We start from the raw sequence: 12,658 nt of genomic DNA, 5'->3' as shown, positions 1-12,658 counted from the left end.
GGGTCGTTCTAACGACCCAAAACACTCACGAGACCCACACCGCCGGTGCTCCCCCAGGTCCGGGCCGAAAGCGCTACTTCTCCCGCCGCCGCAGCGACCGCGGGAACAGCCTGCCCTTCCACGACATGGGTGCGTTCCGCCGCAGGCTCTTGCGGACCTCGTCGAACGCCGGGCCCAGTGTCTGGTCGCTCGCCGGTTCGTCCGAGTACCAGGACCGCTCCACGACGCCGATGACCGTCCGCAGGCCGGAGCGGCCCTCCTCGTCCAGACGGTGCTTCTCGACGACCTTCCGGCCTGCCACCCGCACCGTGTCGCCGTCGGAGAGCGGCAGGCCGCGGTCCGCGCATTCGTCCATCAGTTCGCGCCAGGCCGCGTCGGCCGCGGTGGGGGAGTGGGACGAGATCTTCTGCAGCCGCAGCCGCCGCTTGATCTCCCGGATCGTCGTCGGGGTACCCAGGCCGCCGAGCACGACGACCAGCGCCAGCGCGAACCACCATGAAACCCACGCCGCCAGGAACGCGAACGCCGCCACCCACAGCCCGATCGCGATCAGCGGTAGCCAGTTCGCGACCTCCGGTCTGTCCAGGAACCCGTCCGCGGCGCCGTCACGGACCGGCTCTGGTTCGTCCGGGCCGCGAGCCGTGCGCATCAGTTCCCGGTATCTCAACCGCGTACGCACTATCACGATCACGGTCACCGCCGCGGCCAGACCGGCGAGGAGACCGGCGAGGATGGCGGGCCACAGCGGCTCTTCCTCCTGCTGGTCCCCGGTGCCGTCCGCGCCGGTGTCCGCGCCCGGGTCCCGCGGGGTGCCGGTCGCGGGGGCGCTCGACGCCGCCGCGGTCGGCACTTCCTGGGTGTCGTTGGTCTTGGAGGCGCTGGTGTCGTTCTGCAGATACGGCGGGACGACCGCGCGGCCGTCGACCAGCGGGGTCGGGTCGAAGCTCACCCAGCCCTTGGTGCCGAAGTAGACCTCGACCCAGGCGTGCGCGTCCTCGGAGCTGATCGAGTTGTGATCGCCCTTGGGCGTGCCCGAGGTGAAGCCGATGGCGACCCGCGACGGGATGCCCGCCGACCGCAGCATCACGGCCATCGCGGACGCGAACTGTTCGCAGAACCCGCGTTTGCCGTTGAGGATGAAGTCGGCGAGCGCGTCGGAGTCGGTGGCGTCGGCGGTCTTCGTGTCGTAGACGAAACCGTTCTGCGCGGTGAAGAACGACCAGATCGCCTGTGCCTTGTCGAAGTTGTTGGTCTCGTTCTGCGTCAGCTGCTGGGCCTTCGCGGCCACCCGCGGGTCGACGCGGTCGGCCTGGAGGAACTGCGGCGGCACGTCGGCCAGCTGAGGGTCGTCGAGCCGGAGCTGGTCCTTCGAAGGTTCCAGGAGCGACGCGGTTTCGACGTAGGCGGGCGCGTTCTGCTTGGTGGTGGTGAACACCGCGCCGCCGACGGGGTCGTACAGCCAGTTGTCGGCGAGCCCGTTGAGCGTCCGCGGCGCGCCGTAGACCGGCAGCCAGTTGTCGACCCAGTTCGTCGGCTCGATCCGGATCTCGCGCGCGGCTCCGGCGCCGTCGTCGCCGGGAGCGAGCGGGAGGCCCTTGTTGGCCTGCACGCCCTGCTGGGCACGGCCGTTCTGCGCCAGCCCCCAGCCCTTGTTCGGCGTGTAGGTATCGAGAGTGAACGCGCGCAGCATCCGCTTGTCCGCGCCCATCCCGAAGACCTTGAACAGTTCCACGTTCTCGCCCTGGTCGAGCAGGCCACGCAGCTGCGTGAACGGCTCGACGCCGAACCCGCCGGCGCCACCGCGGCCGGAGCCGTCAGCGCCGGGGAGTTTGCCGACCGTGCCGATACCGGTGACCGCCGTGCCGATGACCAGGCCCAGCACGATCGCCGCGCTCACCACGCCGACCGGCGCGGACAGCGTGCTCGCCGAGTTGCCGAGTCCCGGCGCGTCCCGGTTGCGCCAGCGGCGATGCCGGTGGTTGCCGTCGACGGCGAGCAGTGCGGCGAACGCGCCCGCGCCGAGCAGGAACGTCCACCACGGCAGCATGTCTTCGGCCAGCGCGGCGGGCACGGCGTACACACACAGCAGGACCAGGCCGGTCGCGGCGGGCGCGGCGGCGGCCACGGCCAGTGTGTCGACGAGGACCGCGACCAGGCCGATCGCGATCGTCACCAGGCACAGGATCGGCGGCGTGCCCTCGATCGGCGGCAGCCCGACGCGGATCTGCTCGGCCGCCGCGGCGAGGACGCCACGCAGTTCTTCGAGCGCGTCCGGGCCGGGGATGATCTTCAGTATCCCGCTGGTGGTGAACGCGCCGGTGATCAGGAACAGCAGGACCAGCAGCTGCGCCAGGCCGACGACGATGGTCGGCGCGCGCAGCGAGCGCAGGGCGAGCCCGGTGGAGGCGATCAGCACGACCGCGACCAGCAGGTAGCCGAACCACGCCCAGCCGGAGACGACGCCGGTGAGCGAGGTCGAGGCGAACAGCGTGGCGAGTCCGGCGGCGACCGGCGCGAGCACACTGCTCGTCCAGACCGGGGCGGGTGCGGTGGGCCGTGGTTTCGGGGTGTGCGGGAGGGGTGGTGCGGTCGCGGTCACAGGCCGCCTCCGATCAGCGTGCCGCGGCGGGCGGCCGTCTGGCACAGCTCGGCCCAGACCTGCTGCATCGGCGATCCGGGGCCGACGACCACGACGCCCCAGCCCGCCGCGCGCAGCAGCGCCACCGACTCTTCGGTGGCGGTGGCGCGGTTCTCGGGTTTGTTGACGCCCGATGACCAGCCGGGGGTGTCGAGCAGCACGGCGAGGCTCCGGATCCCACGCGGGCGGTACCGGGACAGCTCATGCACGGATTCGTTGCTCACGGTGCCGAGCACGGCGATGAGTTCCTGTCCTCCGGCCGGGTCTCCGCCGAGGGTGATGTCGCGCTGATGCGCGGGCTGGAGTGCGGCGAGGACGTCGAGAACGACGTTGTCGTAGTGCTCGCCGCCTTCGCCGGGAGTGTCGGTGAGGGTTTGGCCGTGTTCGGTGACCAGCCGGACGCGGTGGCCCGAGCGGCGCAGGTGCAGCGAGACGGAAGCGGCGAACGAGACGGCCCATTCCAGGCTCGCGGCGGGGCCGGTGCCGTGGTGGGCGGCCGCGCGGTGGTCCAGCAGCACCGTGGTGCCGCCGCGCCACGGCCGCTCTTCGACGCGGACCATGATCTCGTCGCGGCGGGCGGTCGAGCGCCAGTGGACCTTGCGCAGGTCGTCGCCCTGGCGGTACTGCCGGACGATCACATCCGCTTCGCCCTGTCCGGCGTGCAGGCGGATGCTGCCGTCGTCGCCGGCGCCGATCCCGGCACCGCTGGGCAGGCCCCACAGCCCGACCACCTTCGGCACGACGACCAGCCGCGAATGCCCGATCAGCTCCCGTTCGAACTCGCACAGCCCGAACGGGTCGGTGATCGTCGCCCGCAGCGGGCCGACCTGCTGGATCCCGCGCAGCACCGGCTGCAGCGGATACCGCAGCGCGACCCGCCGGTCGTGGGGGAGCCGTTCGACGACGAACCGCGGCCGCGAACCCAGCGCGTACGGCACGCCGTCTTCGAGCAGCACCTCGCCGGCGGGCAGCCTGCCGTTACGCCAGAGTTCGAGCTGGACCTCACCGGGCGAGCCGACCGAGACCCGGTCCGGGAGCAGCGCGCGCGCCGCGCCCAACCGCAGCCGGGTCGCCGAGATGAAGTAGGCGACCAGCAGCGGCAGGGCGACGACGAACACCGCGACTCGCAGCAGGTCCCGTTCGTTGAGCACGAACGAGCACACCGCCGCGGCGACGCCGGCGGCGAGGAGGCAGCGGCCGCGTGTGGTCAGGCCGGACAGAGCACGCATTAGAACCATCCAGTCGAGCGAAGCTCGTCCTCTGAGGGCGGTGGCGGGGGCATGGATGGAGCCGGTTTCCTTGTCAGCGGTTGTTCGTGCCAGAAGAGCCCTGCGGGACGGGAACGCGGTGCAGGATCGCGCGAACCACGTCGGTGGCCGAGCGGCGAGCGGCGTGCGCCTCGGTGGTGAGCACCAGCCGGTGCGCCAGCACCGGGACCGCGACCGTGTGCAGGTCGTCCGGGACGACGAACTCGCGACCCGAAAGCGCGGCCTGCGCACGGGCGGCGCGGACCAGCTGCAGGGTGGCGCGAGGAGAGGCGCCGAGGCGGATTTCCGGTACCTGCCGGGTCGCGGACACCAGTTCGACGGCGTACCGGCGGACCTCCTGCGACATATGTACCGAGCGGACCGTCTCGATCAGCCGCCGCACGGTGTCGCGATCGGAGACCGGTTCCAGATCGGCCAGCGGGTTGTGCCCGGCGTGCTCCTCGACCATGGCCAGTTCGGCCTGCTGATCGGGGTAGCCGATGGACACGCGCGCGGTGAACCGGTCCCGTTGAGCCTCGGGCAGCGCGTACGTGCCCTCCATCTCGATCGGGTTCTGGGTGGCGATCACCATGAACGGCTCTTCGAGGTGGTACGTCGAGGTGTCGACGGTGACCTGATGCTCTTCCATGCATTCGAGCAGCGCCGACTGCGTCTTCGGCGAGGCGCGGTTGATCTCGTCGCCGACCACGATGTTCGCGAACACCGGGCCGGGACGGAATTCGAACCCGCCGCTCTGCCGGTTGTAGATGGACACCCCGGTGACGTCGCTGGGCAACAGGTCGGGGGTGAACTGGATCCGGCTCACGGTGCAGTCGATCGAGCGGGCCAGCGCCTTCGCCAGCGAGGTCTTGCCGACCCCGGGGACGTCCTCGACGAGGAGGTGCCCTTCGGCGAGCAGGGTGACGATCGCGATGCGGATGACGTCGGGTTTGCCGACCAGTACCCGCTCCACGTTGGCGGCGATCCGCCGCGCCGTCTCGTGCAGTTCGTCGAGCGACGCTCTGCTCGCGCGGCCGTTCTGCCGGCCGCTCACCGAGCCCGCGGCCGTGGGGTACGGCGCTTGCCCGGTTGTCTGCTCGCCCTGTTGTTCGCCGGGCGTCGCAGACTGGATTCTCGACGTCACTCGACCTCCTGATGCCGCGTGGCTGGATGTCCGCTGGGTCTGCTGAAGGCCAGCTTTTGGTACTCGAAGTAGTCCCCCGAGCAGCGGTCAGCCTCCCACGAAGTGTGTCAAACTCGGGCGAACTCGTGGGGGGAACCCCGCCAACCCCGACCGATGACTCTGTGCAACCAGAGACTTTACCTCGATCGGGTGAGGTGAGGGCGTTTTCAGGTGCTCCCGCTGACGCGGTGTTTTGTCGTATGCTCCGTTGCGAGGTCGCTCGACTACGGAGAGGCGTAATCGCATATGAGCGAGGTGAGTACCGCCAACCCGCGGTTCGACCTGAGCGGGTTCGCGGTCGCGCCGGAGCTGGCGTCCGATGCCCACGCGAAGATCTCCGCCCTGCAAGACGTGGTCGGCCAGATGGTCCGCGAGGCCAAAGTGCTCGGCCGCACGGTTCCCCTCGGCGGGGGATACGCGGACGAGGTCGGCCGGTTCATGGCGCAGTACGGAATCGGTGCCGAAGGGTCCGCCGTCGAGGCGCTGACCGCCTTCGGCAAGGAGCTCGAGGCGCTCAAGACCCGGATCGCGAAGGCGCTGGCCAAATACACTCATCAGGATGAAGAAGCCGCGGCCGGCGTGGACTGTGTCGGTGGCTGAACCCACGACGTCCCGCCTCCCCGTTCTCGCCCTCTTCGGCGCGCTCGCCGTCCTTTCAGTGTCCGCCTGCGGGCAAGGGGCCGCGGGCGAGGCGCGAATTCCGGCGGCCGACGACGGCGGCGGAACGCCATCGGCCGCACCCTCGGTGCCTTCAACCGCGTCGAGCGGCGGGGTGGATCCGTGTGCTCTGCTCGGCCCGCGGGATCGGTCGACGGCCGGATTGAACGTCCTCGGCGTCCCGAAGGAGATCAACGGGGCCCGCGCCTGCGACTGGACGGTGCCCGCGACCTTCGGCGTCACCATCACCGTGGACGAGCGGAACGGCCTGCGTGACCTCGAAGTCGCGCGCAAGACCGCCACCAAGCTCAAGGTCGGCGACCGCGACGCGCTCAAGGTCGCGGACAAGAAGGCCGCCGACGGGACCTGCGCGGTCCTGCTCGGCATGGGGGAAAAGGCGAGCGTCCAGATCGACGTGAGCAACACGAACTTCACCGACACCACGCTCGCCTGCGAGCGCGCGGTGACGGTGGCGGGACTGGCCGAACCCAAACTGCCTTAGGAGCCTGATGGCGGAGCTGAGATTTGTCCGGAGAGGTGACCAGACGCGTGAACCCGCCCCGGCCGGAGGCCCCGCTATCGCGGTGGCAGGACGCCTCGCCCTAGGTGACGTGGACAACCAGGCAGCGCCCTGCCGACGTCGATCGCGGTCGCGGGTTCACCACCGGAACTGACCACTAAGGAGAAGGTGCCGTGCCTGAAGGAGAGATGCCGGGACGCGAGATCCCGGTCGCGGCCACGCGGTATGAGGCCTACAGCCACGAGGCGCTGGCCGCCGAGGTCGAGGCCGGCAACGACCCCGAGGCCGCGGGCGGCATCGGCGCCGCATGGGACGCGCTGGCGCGGCGTATGCACGACGCGACGTCCGAGCTGGCGGGCCTGGTCGGCAGCAGCGAGGAGAACTGGCGCGGGGAAGCGGGCGACGCGCTCCGCGGCGTGCTGACCAGGGCGTCCGGATGGCTGACCTGGTCCGCGGATCTCTCGTCCGCGCTCGGGCAGGCGGTGTCCGGGCAGGCCGAGGTGGCGGCGCGCGCCCGCGCGGATATGCCACCGCCGGTGGACTACGACCCTGGCGCGATGATCCGCGGCGCCGCCGCCGGCGGGAACTTGCTGGCCCTCGCGGCACTCGCCGACGAGATGGAGGCCCGCCACGCGGAGGCCGAGGAGGCCCGGCGCAAGGCCGTCGACGTGATGAACAACCGCGACGCCGCCCTGCGTTCGCTCACCCCGCAGGTCTCCTTCGGGAAGCCGCCCGAGCTGGGACGGTCTTGATCCGCGTTTCCGCGTCGGCGTTCGACGTCCTTTGGTCCGACCTCGGCCACGCCACCCCGCCGTGGCCGCTGTCCGTCCGCAGTGTCGGTGCAACAGCGGCGGAACGCGACGGCATCCGGGGTTCGGTCTACGAAAACCTCGCCGAACGCGGCCTCTATGACGGCGACCGGCTGGACGCGGCCCTCGAAGCCCGCCTCGACCTGCTCGCCAGGGCCGAGGTCTACGTGGAATGCGAAGCGCTGGCCGATATGACGGCCGAAGCCCCGTTTCGCGCGGTCGCGGCCGCACGCGGGCGGCACGGGGTGCTGGCCACGCAACCCGGGCAGACCATCGGGCTCGCCGGGATCAGCGACAGCGAGGTGTTCACCGCGATCGTCGACGTCCTGCCGGAGCTGCGGCCGGGCCCCGGCTACGGCATCAGCCTGCCCGCCACGCGCTTCGACGGCGACCTCGAAGATCCCGTGTTCGGCGAAGGCCGATCGTCCGCTTCGGACAGTCAGCTGCGCGAGGTGCTCGCCATCCAGGCGCGGCCGGTCTACAGCGCGGGCCAGTTCACCGTGCGGACCAGGGCCAGGGACGGCCGGGCACAGCGGGCGGGCGGCCTGACCTGGTTCGACACCGACGTCGGCGCCTACTGCGCGGTGCGGACCGAAGGACGCGGCGGGCAGGCGTGGGTGACCGTGTCCCCTGTAGACGGTCCCCGGCTGGCCGCGCGCTTGGCCGGGCTGCTTGATCCGGACCGCTAGCCCATGCACGGGCCAGCGCCCGGCGCGGACACTGAGTCGAGAGTCCGGTTAGGACGCCGAATACCTGGGATGACCCGACGACGTCAGCCTCGTGAGCAGTGAGCGTTCAGGCAGGACTGCGAAGCGCGTTCCGAAGTACAGGAAGGGGGCCTTCCTGTACTTCCAGACCGAACGCCGACGCTCCACTGTGGTCCCGCTCCACACCGGATTCCCCACTTTCACCCCCTTTTGCCCCACGGCAGGGTTCCGGCTGCCGTTTTCCGGACGCATCAGGCATAGAAGAGGTTGCTTCGATACCCGCCCAGGGGGATCTTGCCCACCGTCCCCCACCACGCCCCCACCTGGCCCCACCTGGCTGACCAGCGAAAACGTCTGACACGACGGAGTGGTGGCGGCTTTTGTCGCGTTGACTGTGGGGAAAAGTGGGGTACGGTGGTGCGCAGTGGGGCGGAAGGGAGCCCCGTGGCCGACCTTGGTTGTTCGCAGCTGAGATCGGTAGGGAGGTGGAGCCGGTGTTCCTCGGCACCCACACCCCGAAACTGGACGACAAGGGGCGGCTCACGCTGCCCGCGAAGTTCCGCGACGCGCTCGCCGGTGGGCTGATGATCACCAAGGGGCAGGATCACTGCCTCTTCGTCTTTCCCCGGGCCGAGTTCGAGCAGATGGCGAGGAAGGTCGCCGACGCCCCGTTCACGAACGAGGCGGTCCGGGCCTATCAGCGTTATCTCTTCGCCGGGACGGATGAACAACGCCCGGACGGGCAAGGACGTATCGCGATCGCGTCCGAGCTCCGGCGTTATGCCGGGTTGAACAAGGAGTGCGTGGTGATCGGGGCGATCACCAGGTTGGAGATCTGGGATGCCCAAGCGTGGCAGGGCTACCTGGACGAACACGAGGACAGCTACGCGAAGGCTCGAGAGGAAGTTCTGCCGGGCGTCTTCTAGACGTGACCGAGGAAGCACCCACGCCGTCGGGGGGCGCGGGTTCATGCTTCGGACACGCCGGGAACCGTCCACACGGATGCCGTGAGGCCTCTGTCCGCTCAGTGGCCCTGGTACACCTTCCCCGGTACCAGGTCAGTAAGCGGGCGGACAGGGACCTGACGGCATCCGGCATCTTCCCCGGCACGACAGGAAAGGGGGAAGACATGGCGGACGAACACGAGCACGTCCCGGTGCTGCTGAGCCGCATCGTGGACTTGTTCTCGCCGGTCTTCTCCGGCCGCGAGGCCGTCCTGGTCGACGCGACCGTCGGACTCGGCGGCCACTCGGACGCACTGCTCACCGCGTTCCCTTCACTGCGCCTGGTCGCACTCGACCGCGACCCCAACGCGCTGGAGCTTTCCGCGGAACGGCTTGCGCCACACGGTGATCGCGTCGATTTCGTGCACGCCGTCTACGACGAGATGCCGTCCGCGCTCGAAGGGCTGGGACTGTCCAGAGTGGACGGAATCCTCTTCGATCTCGGCGTCTCCTCGATGCAGCTGGACCGCGCCGAGCGTGGTTTCGCCTACTCCAAGGATTCCCCGCTCGACATGCGGATGGACCCGACCACCGGGATCACCGCGGCCGACGTCCTCAACACCTACACACCGGGCGAGCTGATCCGGATCCTGCGCGACTACGGCGAGGAACGCTTCGCCAAGCGGATCGTCAAAGCCGTTGTGGCGGAACGAGAGAAGGAACCCTTCACCCGCAGCGGACGGCTGGTGGAACTGCTCTACGACGCGGTTCCCGCGGCCAGCAGGCGCACCGGCGGACATCCGGCGAAGCGGACTTTCCAGGCGTTGCGGATCGAGGTCAACGGCGAGCTGGAAGTGCTGCGGCGGGCGATGCCGCGGGCGCTGGCCTCACTCGCCGTCGGCGGCCGCATCGTCGTGGAGTCTTATCAGTCCCTTGAGGACCGCCTGGTCAAGCAGGCGATCGCGGAACTGGCGAAATCCCGGACCCCGGAAGGGCTTCCGGTGGAACTGCCGGGCCACGGCCCGGAACTGAAACTGCTCACCAGAGGGGCCGAGAAGGCCGGCGAGGCGGAGACCGAACTGAACCCACGGGCCGCCTCCGTGCGGCTGCGAGCCGCCGAACGGATCGGAGACCGAGCACGATGACCGCTCCCGCGAAGTCCCGCGGCCGCCGGGGCGCACCGGCGGCCGGCAGGCGTGCGCGTGCGACCAGCACGGTCGACGAGGCGCCGGAAAACACCGAGACCACGACGTCCACCCGCGCCTCCCGCGGCCGGACGTCGGCGGCCGAACGTGCCTACGCCCGCCGTGCCCAGCGCGCCGATCTGCTGCAGCGCGACCAGCAGCGCAACCGTCCGGACGCCGAAGGCGGCACGGGCAAGGAACAGCCGAAGAAGACGTTCAAGCCGCGCTGGCCGCGTTCCCGCGCGTCGTTCGTGCTGATGATGATGGGCATGCTCGCCGTCGGCGTGGCGTGCACGCTGTGGCTGACCACGCAGGCCATCGCGGATTCGTACCGGCTCGAACAACTCCGCACGGCCAACGCCGGTCTCGCCGAAGCCAAGGAACGGCTGCAGCGCGAGGTCGCGAAGGCCGAGTCACCCGCTTCGCTGGCACCCAAGGCCAGGGAAGGGGGCATGGTGCCCGGTGGCGACCCCGCGCATATCGTGGTCGGCCCGGACGGGCAGTCCACTGTGGTCGGTGAGCCGAAGAAGGCGCACGCCGACACCCCCGCCGTCCCGGTCGCGCCCGTCGCACCCGCCCCGGTCGAGGGAACACAGCAGGGACCCATCGAAGGCGACCAGCCCGCGGTTCCGCAGGAGAACGCGGCGCCCCCGGCCGAAAACACGGCACCCCCGGCGCAGGGAGGTCAGTGATGTCACCCGGCCGCCCGGCACAACCCCGGGCCCGGTCGGCGGGCAGCGCGCGGCGGACCTACGCCGCCGGGACCCGTCGCGCCACCGCCCGCCGTGGCAACGGCGGGAACCCGAGCCGGTTCACCGGCGTGCGGATCCTGCTGATCATCGTCATGGTGCTCGCCGGTCTGAAACTGGTGCAGGTGCAGTGGTTCGAGGCAGGCGCGCTTTCCGAAGCCGCCGAACGGCAGCGGGCGTCGGTGATCGAGAGTCCCGCGCAGCGCGGGGCCATCATGGACCGCAACGGGACGAAGATCGCGTTCAGCATCGAGGTGCGCACGCTCGCGGTGAGCCTGAACTGGCTGCACAAGACGATGGACGAGGTCGCGAAGAATCCCGCCAAGGGCAGGAACTTCGAGACCGAGGTCGCCGGTGCGGCGAAGCTCATCGCCGCCAAGCTGCCGGGTGTGATCACCGAGAAGGACCTGCTGGACAAGTTCCACAAGCCCGACGGGTTCACCTACCTCGTCCACGACATCGAACCGTCGGTCGCCGACGCCATTGTCAAGGTATACCCGTGGATCAGCGTCGAGAAGCGCTCCAAGCGGGAGTACCCCGGCGACTCGATCGGCGCGAACGTCATCGGTTACGCGAACTGGCGCACCGACGACCCGGAGCTCTCGAAGCACAACCTGCACGGTGTGTACGGCCTTGAGGCTTCGCGGGACAACGACCTGGCCGGAACGCCGGGACGCAAGATCGTCAACACCCGGAACGGCAACGACAACCTGGTCATCCCCGGCACCGAACGGGACATCCAGAACGCCGTCTCCGGTTCGGACCTGCAGCTGACGATCGACACCGACCTGCAGTACGAACTGCAGCGGCAGCTGACCGAGTACGTCGCCAAGTCGCGGGCCAAGGGCGGCCAGGCGGTCATCATGGACTCGAAGACCGGCGAGGTCTACGCGCTGGCCAACGACAAGACGGTCGACCTCAACGACCAGGAGTCGCGAGGCGAGACGGAGAACCTGAACAACCGCGCGGTGACCACGCCGTTCGAACCGGGTTCGGTGAACAAGGTCGTCACCGCCGCGGGCGCGATCGAAGAGGGCATCACGACGCCCGAGGCGTCGATGTCGGTGCCGGGTTCGCTACAGGTGGCCGACAAGGTCGTGAAGGACGCGTGGAACCACGGCACGCAGCAGTTCACCACCACCGGCATCTTCGCGAAGTCGTCGAACGTCGGCACGCTTTTGCTGGCGCAGAAGATCGGTGAGGACCGTTACGCGGCCCTGCTCAAGAAGTTCGGCCTCGGCCAGCGGACCGGCCTCGGCCTGCCGGGTGAGAGCCCGGGCTTCGTCCCGCCGCGCAACCAGTGGTACGCCACGACCTTCGGGAACCTGCCGATCGGGCAGGGCCTTTCGATGACCGTCGTGCAGATGGCCGGGATGTACCAGGCCATCGCCAACGACGGGCTCCGCGTGGAACCCCGCGTGGTCAAGTCGAAGATCAACCCGGACGGGACGGTCGTGCCCGAGCCCGCGCCGAAGACCGTGCAGGTGGTCAGCCCGCAGACGGCGAAGACCGTGCGCGACATGATGCGTGCCGTGACGCAGAAGGGTAAGGGGCAGCAGAGCGGCACCGCGCCGACGGCGGCGCTGGAGGGCTATCAGATCTCGGGCAAGACGGGCACCGGCCAGCAGGTCGACCCGCAGACGAAGGCGTACAGCAACCACCTGTACAACATCACCTTCGCCGGGATCCTGCCCGCCGACGACCCGCGGTTCGTGATCGGCATCCGGCTGGACGCGCCGGAGACGACGCTGCCGGAAGGGCATTCCGCCGCGCCGCTGTTCCACTCGCTGGCCGCTTACCTGGCGCAGCGGTTCCAGATCCCGCTTTCGGACGGTCCCGCACCCCAGGTCCCGCTGATTGTTTCCTGACCGCTTGGGCTGCCGGGACGCTTCGCCAGTACATGAAGGCCCCCTTCCTTGCGCTAGGCGCAGGGCCCCGGCAAAGTCGTTGTGGCTGGTCAGTGGGTGATTCCGAGTAGTGTTAGTGGTCGGGTGAAGTCGCGGGCGTTGTGGCGTAGTGC

Annotated in this window: 11 protein-coding genes; 8 read left to right on the top strand and 3 right to left on the bottom strand. The window is 69.8% G+C overall.

From position 1 onward, the window contains the following. Window positions 1–73 precede the first annotated feature (73 nt). The 3 genes from AB0M65_RS36075 to AB0M65_RS36065 all read right to left on the bottom strand — a co-directional run bounded on the left by AB0M65_RS36075 (window position 74) and on the right by AB0M65_RS36065 (window position 5,029). A complete protein-coding gene (locus AB0M65_RS36075) occupies window positions 74–2,599 on the bottom strand; it encodes a DUF3488 and transglutaminase-like domain-containing protein (RefSeq protein ID WP_364038328.1) in 2,526 nt (841 codons plus the stop codon). Further along, window positions 2,596–3,876, bottom strand: a complete 1,281-nt coding sequence (locus AB0M65_RS36070) for a DUF58 domain-containing protein (protein WP_364038325.1) — start codon at window positions 3,874–3,876, stop codon at window positions 2,596–2,598. The genes AB0M65_RS36075 and AB0M65_RS36070 overlap by 4 nt, the downstream gene beginning before the upstream one ends. A 64-nt stretch (window positions 3,877–3,940) precedes the next feature. Beyond that, on the bottom strand, window positions 3,941–5,029 hold the full coding sequence (locus tag AB0M65_RS36065; protein ID WP_364038322.1) for a MoxR family ATPase: 1,089 nt from the start codon (window positions 5,027–5,029) through the stop codon (window positions 3,941–3,943). A gap of 285 nt (window positions 5,030–5,314) precedes the next feature. Between AB0M65_RS36065 and AB0M65_RS36060 the strand changes: the two genes are divergently transcribed. The 8 genes from AB0M65_RS36060 (at window position 5,315) to AB0M65_RS36025 (ending at window position 12,506) form a co-directional block, all read left to right on the top strand. Then, window positions 5,315–5,668 (top strand): hypothetical protein, encoded by a 354-nt coding sequence (locus AB0M65_RS36060; protein ID WP_364038319.1) that lies wholly within the window; start codon window positions 5,315–5,317, stop codon window positions 5,666–5,668. After that, window positions 5,661–6,227: a DUF3558 domain-containing protein gene (locus tag AB0M65_RS36055; protein ID WP_364038316.1), complete on the top strand. Its 567-nt coding sequence runs from the start codon at window positions 5,661–5,663 to the stop codon at window positions 6,225–6,227. The genes AB0M65_RS36060 and AB0M65_RS36055 overlap by 8 nt, the downstream gene beginning before the upstream one ends. Window positions 6,228–6,418: 191 nt before the next feature. After that, window positions 6,419–6,997 carry a PPE domain-containing protein gene (locus AB0M65_RS36050; RefSeq protein ID WP_364038313.1) on the top strand — a complete coding sequence of 193 codons (579 nt, stop codon included), beginning with the start codon at window positions 6,419–6,421 and terminating at the stop codon, window positions 6,995–6,997. Continuing rightward, window positions 6,994–7,743, top strand: coding sequence for an ESX secretion-associated protein EspG (locus tag AB0M65_RS36045; protein ID WP_364038310.1), 750 nt, complete (start codon window positions 6,994–6,996; stop codon window positions 7,741–7,743). The genes AB0M65_RS36050 and AB0M65_RS36045 overlap by 4 nt, the downstream gene beginning before the upstream one ends. Window positions 7,744–8,255: 512 nt before the next feature. Continuing rightward, window positions 8,256–8,687 carry a division/cell wall cluster transcriptional repressor MraZ gene (gene mraZ, locus AB0M65_RS36040; protein ID WP_091616769.1) on the top strand — a complete coding sequence of 144 codons (432 nt, stop codon included), beginning with the start codon at window positions 8,256–8,258 and terminating at the stop codon, window positions 8,685–8,687. A 203-nt stretch (window positions 8,688–8,890) separates the two neighbouring features. Further along, entirely contained in the window at window positions 8,891–9,850 is a 960-nt protein-coding gene (gene rsmH / locus AB0M65_RS36035) for a 16S rRNA (cytosine(1402)-N(4))-methyltransferase RsmH (protein WP_364038305.1), read from the top strand. Next, complete coding sequence (locus AB0M65_RS36030; RefSeq protein WP_364038302.1) at window positions 9,847–10,581, top strand: hypothetical protein; 735 nt, start codon at window positions 9,847–9,849, stop codon at window positions 10,579–10,581. Before rsmH ends, AB0M65_RS36030 begins: the two co-directional genes overlap by 4 nt. After that, complete coding sequence (locus AB0M65_RS36025) at window positions 10,581–12,506, top strand: penicillin-binding protein 2 (RefSeq protein WP_364038299.1); 1,926 nt, start codon at window positions 10,581–10,583, stop codon at window positions 12,504–12,506. The genes AB0M65_RS36030 and AB0M65_RS36025 overlap by 1 nt, the downstream gene beginning before the upstream one ends. Window positions 12,507–12,658 lie beyond the last annotated feature (152 nt).

Source organism: Amycolatopsis sp. NPDC051071 (assembly GCF_040682875.1).
GTDB lineage: Bacteria > Actinomycetota > Actinomycetes > Mycobacteriales > Pseudonocardiaceae > Amycolatopsis.
Note: the sequence above shows the minus strand (reverse complement) of the source record. Positions and strands in the feature narration are given on the sequence as shown.

What these genes read in the sequence shown, in the direction of transcription:
- AB0M65_RS36070 (WP_364038325.1), bottom strand. Translation starts at nt 3,876, where the DNA reads ATGGTTCTAATGCGTGCTCTGTCCGGCCTGACCACACGCGGCCGCTGC.
- AB0M65_RS36060 (WP_364038319.1), top strand. Translation starts at nt 5,315, where the DNA reads ATGAGCGAGGTGAGTACCGCCAACCCGCGGTTCGACCTGAGCGGGTTC.
- rsmH (WP_364038305.1), top strand. Translation starts at nt 8,891, where the DNA reads ATGGCGGACGAACACGAGCACGTCCCGGTGCTGCTGAGCCGCATCGTG.
- AB0M65_RS36030 (WP_364038302.1), top strand. Translation starts at nt 9,847, where the DNA reads ATGACCGCTCCCGCGAAGTCCCGCGGCCGCCGGGGCGCACCGGCGGCC.
- AB0M65_RS36025 (WP_364038299.1), top strand. Translation starts at nt 10,581, where the DNA reads ATGTCACCCGGCCGCCCGGCACAACCCCGGGCCCGGTCGGCGGGCAGC.